Origin of the sequence: Cryobacterium sp. 10I5 (assembly GCF_035019865.1) — a bacterium.
Classification (GTDB): Bacteria; Actinomycetota; Actinomycetes; order Actinomycetales; family Microbacteriaceae; genus Cryobacterium; species Cryobacterium breve_A.
In genome coordinates this window covers 1-9738 of the sequence record NZ_JASJVI010000108.1, presented here as the reverse complement: position 1 = coordinate 9738, position 9738 = coordinate 1, and the positions used below count along the sequence as shown (strand labels likewise).

The 9738-nt window shown below is 57.3% G+C and carries 5 protein-coding genes; 4 read left to right on the top strand and 1 reads right to left on the bottom strand.

Annotation, left to right across the window (positions count from 1 at the left end):
• A partial coding sequence (locus QN350_RS17615) for a hypothetical protein (protein WP_323516980.1) occupies positions 1-1098 on the top strand: 1098 nt, incomplete at its 5' end.
• 122 nt (positions 1099-1220) lie between these two features.
• Here QN350_RS17615 and QN350_RS17610 read toward each other — a convergent pair.
• Positions 1221-1376: a recombinase family protein gene (locus tag QN350_RS17610; protein ID WP_323516978.1), complete on the bottom strand. Its 156-nt coding sequence runs from the start codon at positions 1374-1376 to the stop codon at positions 1221-1223.
• 166 nt (positions 1377-1542) lie between these two features.
• On the opposite strand from QN350_RS17610, the gene QN350_RS20055 reads away from it, so the two are divergent.
• The 3 genes from QN350_RS20055 to QN350_RS17600 all read left to right on the top strand — a co-directional run bounded on the left by QN350_RS20055 (position 1543) and on the right by QN350_RS17600 (position 8966).
• Positions 1543-2028: an SOS response-associated peptidase family protein gene (locus QN350_RS20055; protein ID WP_416347744.1), complete on the top strand. Its 486-nt coding sequence runs from the start codon at positions 1543-1545 to the stop codon at positions 2026-2028.
• Positions 2029-2098: 70 nt separating this feature from the next.
• Positions 2099-5662: an SNF2-related protein gene (locus QN350_RS17605; RefSeq protein ID WP_323516976.1), complete on the top strand. Its 3564-nt coding sequence runs from the start codon at positions 2099-2101 to the stop codon at positions 5660-5662.
• The gene (locus tag QN350_RS17600; protein WP_323516975.1) at positions 5649-8966 is read left to right on the top strand and encodes an Eco57I restriction-modification methylase domain-containing protein; all 3318 of its coding nucleotides are present in this window, start codon (positions 5649-5651) and stop codon (positions 8964-8966) included. The genes QN350_RS17605 and QN350_RS17600 overlap by 14 nt, the downstream gene beginning before the upstream one ends.
• Positions 8967-9738 lie beyond the last annotated feature (772 nt).

Genomic DNA, 9738 nt, shown 5'->3' with positions numbered 1-9738 from the left:
ACCAATGAGACCGGTCCCGCCCTCGCCGCCGACTGGGTGAGTGTCGGCGGCGACATGTTCCTTCGTGGCGGGTTCACGGCGACCGGGCACGGCGATATGGGTGCGGTGCGTTTCCTGGGTGCGCAGATCACCGGACAGTTGAATTTGAGTGGCGCGATCCTGACCAATGAGACCGGTCCCGCCCTCGCCGCCGACAGGGTGAGTGTCCGCGGCAACATGTCCCTTGATGACGGGTTCACCGCGACCGGGCACGGCAATGATGGTGCGGTGCGTTTCCCGAGTGCGCAGATTACCGGACAGTTGAGCTTGAGTGGCGCGATCCTGACCAATGAGACCGGTCCCGCCCTCGCCGCCGACAGGGTGAGTGTCGGCGGCGACATGTTCCTTCGTGGCGGGTTCACCGCGACCGGGCACGGCGATGATGGTGCGGTGCGTTTCTTGGGTGCGCAGATCACCGGCCGGCTATGGGTGGCTTATGTGACTCTCGGTCGGGCGATCGGCGGCACGGGATGGGTGGTTGACGGGCTCACCTATGACGGGTACCCGACGGCGAGGTTCACGAGGTGGCTGGACTTCCTGCGGGACGGCACGACCTCCTACGCGGCGCAACCATACCAGCAGTTAGCCGCCGTTGCGCGCGCTGCCGGCCACGACGCGGACGCCCGCCGTGCACTCATCGCCCAACGTGACGACCAGGTCAAACGCGGCACACTAACCGGGCTCGCGAAAGCGTGGGCACGGTTCACCAAACTCGCCCTCGGGTATGGATACCAGCCCTGGCGTGCACTGATCGGCGTCGCCGGTAGTCTGCTGATCGCAATCCTGGTCACCTCTTTCGTACCCGGGGCGCTGGCTGTAGTCACGACTAGTACGACAAACGAGCTGATCAGCACTCCGTGCACCGGCATCCAGACATTCCAGATCGCTGTCGATATGACCATCCCGCTGGTGTCCACCGGCACCGGATCAGCATGCCACATCACCTCCACCGTCGGCGGCCAAACCGTCGGCGGGATCGGCGTGTTCCTCACGCTCGCTGGCTGGGCGCTCACCGCACTCTTCGCCGCAGGCTTCACCCGCGCCATCCGCCAAGCATAAGTTCGCCCGTTCGCGCACGATGCGCTGACAGTTGTCTCGAAACCTGAGCGCCTCGAAACGCATGGGATCCGAGACGGTCCCGCCGCTAACCGCGCCGCCGAGCGGTCACAGAACACCGCCAATTACCGATCAACTCCACAGTCGTGGGCGGTCTTGCCCGAAACCTTCTCGGAGAACATCTTGTCCACGGCACCGAGAGCTTCGACCTGTCGAGCTTCGTTCTGGTCGGCGGCGCTGACGCGCACGTAACCGACCACCTGCCCTTTGTGTCCAGTCATGATTAAGATCCCCCGTCGCTTCTGTCCAACTATGTCGGTGAGCCACCCTGATTGACACGATTTCGCAGGACTCTTGGACTGCTCAATTGGGTACACCCTGATGGACAGACAAGCAGGCGATCTTCTCACCATTTAGCAGTGGGCAGCACGATGCTGATAGTCGAACGTGCTGGATGAAGCGGCACAGGGTCGCACTGGCAACAAGTGCGCCTCGGGCCGCCGGCTACTACGAGTGGCACCAGGTCGAGGATACGCAGCTCGAGGCGCGTCAGCTGAGGTCCATGACCGCATGCCCGTGGTCTTGACCCAGGACTTGTGGGACCGATGGCTACGCACGGAGAAGTTCAGTGACATTGAGGAATCCCTTTCGATGCTTAACCGCAGCACCCGAGCTGCTGCCAAGACCGTGACGGTGTATCCCTTCGCCCGGTCAGTCAACGATGTCCCCACTCTCGGCGAGGCCCCTAACCTCATCGCGCATGCGGCCAAGATCGGGCAGCCCAGCATCCATCGCGAACCACTCAAGCCCCTCGAACGGGGGTGTTGCGCCGCGGACCGGGAGGTCAGTTTAAGCGGGCGCCGTGGTCGTCTTCCGAAACTTCCGCTTTTCCGGATTCCTCCGGCTGCCAGCTTTTTCCTTCCTCGTCGATAGGCTTGCCAATGTCGGGGGTGCGTGGCGGCAGAGCCCGCGGGCGCAGCGGCAGAAACAGGAGTGACATCGCATGCCGCACAATCGGATTATCGACAACAGCCGCGTTGAGTTGGCCTCGACGCTGCGCAACGTCGCGAGGGATTTCAAGCATCTGTCTATCGCCACGGGCTACTGGGATCTGCCCGGAACGCAAGAGATCCTCGACGCAGTCAAGGACTACGAGAAGATCCGGCTGTTGATCGGCCAGGAGCCGCTGAGCCCACGGAACAAGAGGAATCTCAAGATCGAGGTCCCCGAACCGGGCTTCCCTGACCAAGACTTCACGTCTGATCTCACCCAATTCAACGATGACGAACTCAGAGGAACCGTTGTAGCGATCAAACGGCTCATTGCTGAGGGGAGGCTTGAAGTGCGTGTCTATCGCCGCTCCTTCCTCCACGCCAAGGCCTACATCTTCGGCAACTACTCAAGCAATGGTGCCGTTGGCGTTATCGGTTCATCTAACTTCACGAAGGCTGGCCTTACCACTAACACGGAGCTCAACGCTCTCGAAGACAATCACATGCTCGTCAAGTTCCAGCCGCATGTAGAGACAGACGAGCACGGCCATCTCAGCTGGTTTGATGGACTCTGGCAGGACGAGCTGAACGAGAATTGGGATGGGCGCTTCACGGAAATGCTTGGTGATTCCCCGGTCGGAGACCTGACATTCGGCGCATATGACACCTACATCAAGACTTTGATGGAGGTATATCCAGATGAGTTGCTTCCGCCGGAGCAGCTTGCTCCGGATGTCAAAGATGTCCTCTTCTCTTTCCAGTACCGCAATGCCCAAATCTTAATCAACAAGCTCGAACGCATGGGGCTGGCGATGTTGTCCGACTCCGTCGGTCTCGGTAAGACCATCACCTCGGGTGCAGTGATTAATCACTATAAGGAAAAGGGGGCTACCCGCATTTGCGTGATCGCCCCGGCGAGCCTGAAGACGCAGTGGGTACAGGACCTCGCCGAGCGATTCGGGCTTGTGCAAGGCTTTGAGGTGATTTCGCAACAAGACTCCAGCGCGATAGACCGGGCACGCGAACTCGATAAGTACAAGTCGGTCGATCTGTTCGTGGTCGATGAAGCTCACAACCTTCGCAACCCGAGCGGCAAGCGCCACCAGCAGCTGCTGGAGTGGTTCATCTCCAATCCTGCAAGCAAGGTCCTTTTTCTCACGGCAACACCGATAAACAACAGTCTCATCGACTTTGTGAGTCAGATTCAGCTTGCAAGCAAAGGCAGCCTCGAGTCAATCAATGTTGACTATCGAGATGAGAATGGGAATCTCCTGAAGACTGATTTCTTCTACGCTCTGGCGCAGATTCAGAGCCGCATTAAGCGCGCAGAGAAGCTAGGCCAGCCGTTCAACTGGAATTCGATCTCTGCGGTTGTGGCCTCGGGCTTGCGCCACTACCTCGTGCGCACGACGCGCCAAGGCGTTAAGCAGATGGGAGGAATTGTGCTGCCCGACGGCTCACGTTATGACTTCCCGGAAAGCGTCGTTGAGCAGATTGGCTACGAATACAGCGGCGACGCACAGAAGGCGACCGACCAAACCATTGGGGCCGTGCTGAGCGTATTTGAGGGTCTTGATCCGAGGAGGCTGGACCTCGATGCGCTGTTGGACCAGACTCAACGTTCCGAACACCCGCTGGATACCCTCCCGAGGGGAGGCGTCCCCATTACGGACGACTACGTGGGCAACGTCTTCGCGAATATCTTCCAGATCGTTTTGCTTTTTGGCTTCACTCCTTACCGTCCCGAGATCTATCAGCGCCGCATATATGGCAAGTCCATGGAGGAGATCCGTGCGCTTGGTTTGAAAGGCGATGAGTCGTTCAAGATCCAGAGCCAACTCTCAATCCACAACATGATTCGCGTCACATGGTTGAAACGTCTGGAGTCGAGCCAGACTGCGCTGCGAAAAAGCATTGGGAACTACCGCACGAAGTTGGAACGGTTCGAAGGGTTCCTCGACCAAGGCAAAATCCTCAGCTTCAAGGAGATCGAGGCCGTCACAGCCGAGTTTGGCGAGGACGTCGAAGTTTCTGGAATAGATTCAGACGCATTCACAGACGCCGATCCACTCGTCTATGACATAGATGCGATGAAGAAGGACCTTGTCCGAGATCGCGAGATCGCTACTCGCTTGAGTGAGGTCCTCGATTCCATTGCTGGATACGACAACAAGTTGCGAGCCTTCGCTGACTATCTGAATGAGGCAATGGCGAGCAACGATCCCGCTAGAAGGAAAGTTGTGGTGTTCAGCTACTTTTCCGACACCATTAAGTACCTGGAAGAATCACTGCCATCGCTCGTCAATGACAAGAGCTTCCGTGATCGAGCTGCATTCGTCGTTGGCGGCATGTCCGGCGTGGAGCAGATCACCCGTCGGTTTGCGCCGAAGGCAAAGAAATACAATCTTGCAGACGACGAAACAGAGTTGGACTACCTCTTCGCAACGGACGTGCTCAGCGAGGGCCAGAACCTTCAGGATGCTGGATCTCTAGTCAACTATGACCTGCATTGGAATCCCGTTCGCATGATTCAGCGAAATGGTCGTATTAACCGTCTTGGCTCCATGTTCGATGAGGTCTACGTGTCAAACATGAAGCCAGAGGACAACCTTGAGGCATACCTCAAATTGCTCAATCGCTTGAATCGCAAGATCAACACCATCAAGCACACCATCGGGTTGGACCAAGATGTGCTCGAAAAGGGTCAAGTCAACGCCAAAGAGTTCGTTGAGCAACACGACGCATCCGACCTTTTGCAGATACTCGAAGCTGAGCATGATGGGGACGATACTGCGAGATCGACCACCGAATTCGACCCAGCAGATTTATACGGAGTTGATGCGGATGCGGCTCTGGAGAAGTTGGAGGAGAAAGAGGACAAGTTCTTCGTAGAAGACGACTTTGTCTTCGATCTCCGGGCTTTTGTGGCCGCTAACGCCTCCAACCCAGCTGAGATCGAACGCGTGCGTGCTCTCCCACTCGGCAAATGGGGTTACCTCCCCGAAGGCTCCAAGCTCGAGGCGCCCGGGCATGTGCTCGGCCTTGCGAAGGCCGAGGGAAAGATAACGCTCACTGGGAGAGTAGTGACTGACACTCACTTTGTCGCCGTGGACACGTCAACATCCGCATATCGCACAATCTCAATTCAAGATTCCGAAGCGCTTAAGAGCATCCGGGCAACCTCGGACAACGACAAGCGAAGACTCGACAAGATCTCAATCGATCGGGTTCTTGCCGCCCGCAGGGTTGTAGCCGCCACCAGAGCTCAGGCCGGAAAAAGTGTCGCGGCATACAGCCCAAAGCCATCCGAGCGGGAAGCGCTTGGGTTCTTCGAATCAGTACTTCCGGGGCGGAGCCTCCTAAAGCTCGTCACTACCAAGGTCACTAATAAGAAAGAAGTCCAGGATCTGCAAGCATTGACACGCAAGGCCCGCATCGAGATGAAGCTGCACGGCCAAATGCTCGGGTCCACGATTGCGGCAATGGACAGACTCAGTGCCGTTCTAGCTGATAAGCAGATCGATACAGCTGAAATGTACGAGGTAACGGGAGTTTTGTTCTATGCACAGCAGTGAGTTGATTGAGCGGTTCAACGGGCTGCTCGCCGAAATGGGCCAAAAGAGCTCATTGGACGCTGGCCTGCGTCTCGCCAAGCTATTCATGGAATTAGTGACGCCGTCGGCCGCGAGTATCGATCCCGACAGGGTCGTGGACTCAAGCGTCCTCGACGTCCTTAGCCTAGGCAACTCGAAGATGGACAATTGGTTCGTCGCCCACCCTTACCTCGGAGGGCACTACTCGGCGTTCCAACTCTTCGATAGCTCTCATGAGCAGGTTGAGTCTAAGTTTTACCAACTCAACCAACGCACGAGCAAGCACCTCATCGCGGGCGCGGTCCACCTCACTCCCAACTGGGAGGACAATACCCTCTTGACGCGGAACGCCGACTGGCGAGTCGGGATCGACTTCTTTCTCACTCACGACGCCAAGGCGCTGCTCGTGGTCCTGAGTCTGGAGGGGAACCTTCGCGTAGTCGAGCTGAGTGAGCGCTTGACCTCGACTCAAGCCGGAATTCTCGCGAAGGTCACGGGGGCAGGGGACTTGCCAACCCGCGAGGCGGTTCATGCGACGCTGTGGGATGCCTTCGCAATCCGAGAGGTCAATAGGGACTTCTACCAAGGTGTTGCTGCCTTCTTCGATGAGCTGCGTGAGAAGCTGATCCAGGATAAGCGCGACGAAGAGGACGCCAAACTTTTCACCAGCAGACTTATTGGACGACTGCTATTTGTCTGGTTTCTACGCCGGAAGGGCCTCATCGCGGACGGCCGGGCGTACTTCGACCCAACTGGGCGCACTGCGACCAATTACTACGACGAAGTTCTGAAGCGACTCTTTTACGGGATTCTGAACACACCTGTCAAGGAGCGGATTTCTGCAAAGGACCTCGAGACTCCTTACTTGAACGGCGGTTTGTTCGAATTCCACTCGAATGACTGGGCTGGCGACACGATCGAGTTCCCCGATGGCTTCTTCACGCGCCTTTACGAACACTTCGACCGGTTCAACTTCACCACCGACGAGTCGAGTCCCGATTACGAACAGGTGGCGATCGACCCTGAGATGCTGGGCCGCGTCTTCGAGAGTCTCTTGGCGACTCAACGGACGGAGACTGGAGAATCTGCCCGCAAGGCGAAGGGCACCTTCTACACACCGCGTGAAGTGGTGGCATACATGTGCAAAGAGGCCCTGCGGCAACACCTCTACTCGAAGCTCGATAATGGCGAATGGAACCCCGGCATCGACAAGCTTCTCGACTCGTCCTACGCATATGTGGCTCGACAGCACAGCAACTTCAAGCGTGACTTGTGGGGCAAGGAGAACGTGAAAATCGTAGTCCCCAAGGTTTTGGCCGCCATCGACGAACTGAAAATTCTCGATCCTGCATGTGGCTCCGGCGCCTTCCCCCTCGGCATGGTTCACCTCCTGACCCGCACCTTAGAACGGCTTGACGCTCGGTTCGATCCCTACAAGACCAAGCTTCGAATCATCAAGGACAGCATCTACGGCGTCGACATCGAACCAATGGCGATCGAGATTGCCAAGCTGCGGACGTGGCTCGCCCTTGTCGTCGACGAAGCGGATCTCAAGAACGTCGACCCCCTGCCCAACTTGGACTTCAAGTTTGTCTGCGCCAACAGCCTCATCTCACTGACGCCTGAGCACGAAGGTCTGGAGTTCGGCGTGGACACAGACTTGGACGAGAAGTTGGCAGACATCCGGACGTCTTACTTCGAGACGTCATCGCCTCTAAAGAAGAAGAAGCTCAAGGAAGAGTATTACAAGCTCACTCAGCCTTCCTTTGCATCCGACTTGGACCTTCGGACTCGACAGCTCAATAGCTTCGATCCCTTCAAGTTCTCTGGCCCCGCCCAGTTCTTTGACCCAATGCAAATGTTTGGAGTTGACTCATTCGACATCGTTGTCGGAAACCCGCCTTACATCGGAGAGGACGGCAACAAGGCCGTCTTTGATGCGGTAAAAGGTACACGTCTTCGCGACAGGTTCTACCTCGGGAAGATGGACTTCTTCTACTTCTTCATCCACTTGGGCATCGATCTACTGCGCGACGACGGGGTCCTCGTATTCATCACCACGAACTACTACCCAACGGCGAATGGCGCGTTCAAGCTCCGATCTGATCTTGCCGAGCGCACAAGGATATTGAAACTCGTGAATTTCAACGAGCTAACAGTATTTGATTCGGCTCGGGGACAACACGACATGATCACCGTTCTCAGCAAGTCCAAGGACAACGCCGATTACTGGTGCAAGCAGATTGTCATGAAGGCGTCCGCTGATGTGGATCAGTCCCAGCTAGAGCGATTGCTTCGATCTGATTCCGACCTCGCGATCTCTGCTGAAGTCCACGTGAACGACCTGTTTGACGGTGCCAGGAAGTACATTCGCTTCGCGACGCAGACAGACGTTGGAACCGCGTTAGTGAAGATGAGTAACGCCGGCCAGGGGCTTGGCTCCATTCTGGAGATCAATCAAGGAGTCGCACCTAATCCCAAGGAGGTAACCGCGAGTGCCAAGAAGAGGTTCCCCTCTATTGCCGAAGCGGCTGGCACTCCGCTTTTCGTTCTTCCGCGGGGGACTTCGGGATTCGCTCACGCGAAGCCGCTCTTCACCAACTCTGACATCAGTCGATTCATAACCAAGACAGAGGCTTCACAGGAGCTTCTGTACCTAGGCCGAGGCTCCGTTCCGACGCAGGCAGAGCTTACTCACCTGGAGAGGTTCAAGCAGATTCTGACCGCTCGCCGTGAGTTCAACCCGGCGATGAGCAAGCGTCCACTGCCTTGGTATCAACTCCACTGGCCAAGAGACGAGCGCATCTTCACTGGACCGAAGATCGTCGCTCCGTACCGGTCCCTGAACAACACGTTCGCCTATACCCGCGACGAGTGGTACGGCCTCACAGACGTCTACTTTCTGACGCTGGCGACCGAGGACATTGATCTACTCTTCGCGCTCTTGGGGATCCTGAACTCGGACCTGCTGTATACCTGGCTGTACTTCCGAGGAAAGCAGAAAGGTGGAATGCTCGAACTTTTCCAGACGCCGCTTTCGGAGATCCCCATTGCGCGCAACCCCGATCTAGAAATGTTGATCGCGAATTTGGCTCGGGAGGTGCACGAAAGTCTCTCTGAAGATCTAACGTCGTCCACAGCCGATGTCGAAGCTGAAATCAACGAACTTGTATATCGACTCTACGGTTTGAACGATGGCGAAGTTGCTGCGGTGCGTGTTTTCGTAAACTCTCGAGCAGTCACACGGCGGTTGGATCCAGGATCTGTCGCCGCAGAGGGTGCGTGACCCTCGACTGCCCGAGTCGCGTTTTACCGCCGATCAGATGCCCTATTCAAGATCCGGAGGTTCGCGGCGCAAATTGTTCAATCATGGAAGGCGGAGAGCTCGCCTTCGAGGCGCGATACAGGCGGTTGGTAGGGCAGAGTCGATAGTAACCCTAGCTCCCGCGGAGGTCCGCCACTACTTCCGGGAACGCCCATGAAGTTCCAGGGTGCGGGAAACGAATCTCAGGCGCAGGCCGACTCGCAGAGCAGGCATGCTTGGAGCATGGAACACCCTGATCAACGCCCGGCTGCCGAGGTCCGAATTGGTGAACTGATCACGCTCTGGGACGGCACGGGGTACCGGGTCCGAGAGGTCGCTCCTTCCGCATCCGGCAAGATCATTGAGATCGAGGCAATCGTAGAAGCTGTAGTCCCTGGTGGACCTGAACTCGGTCGCCGGTTCAGGCTCCGCAAGCGAGCCGGGACGAAGCTGACAGTCGAGCGTGCTGGCTGAAACGGTCCGACGACTGCGAACCAACTTGCTTGCTGGACTGCCGATCAGTATTTTGCGTTGGTCAGCGGAATGGCCGGGTCGGTAAATCGCGTTTCCGCAAGCCGATAGCCGGCGCCTGCGCGGCACAAACGCCGAACGGGGCGTCACATCTGGAGGAAGCTCCCCAGGATGGACACGAGCGCCCGTGCGTCGCCGCCGTGCAGCAGCCAGTCCACCGGTGTCATCCGTTCGCCGTCGACCCGCAGATCCTCTTGTGGGGTCCTCATGAAACCCTTGATGC

What these genes read in the sequence shown, in the direction of transcription:
- QN350_RS17600 (WP_323516975.1), top strand. Translation starts at nt 5,649, where the DNA reads ATGCACAGCAGTGAGTTGATTGAGCGGTTCAACGGGCTGCTCGCCGAA.
- QN350_RS17605 (WP_323516976.1), top strand. Translation starts at nt 2,099, where the DNA reads ATGCCGCACAATCGGATTATCGACAACAGCCGCGTTGAGTTGGCCTCG.
- QN350_RS17610 (WP_323516978.1), bottom strand. Translation starts at nt 1,376, where the DNA reads ATGACTGGACACAAAGGGCAGGTGGTCGGTTACGTGCGCGTCAGCGCC.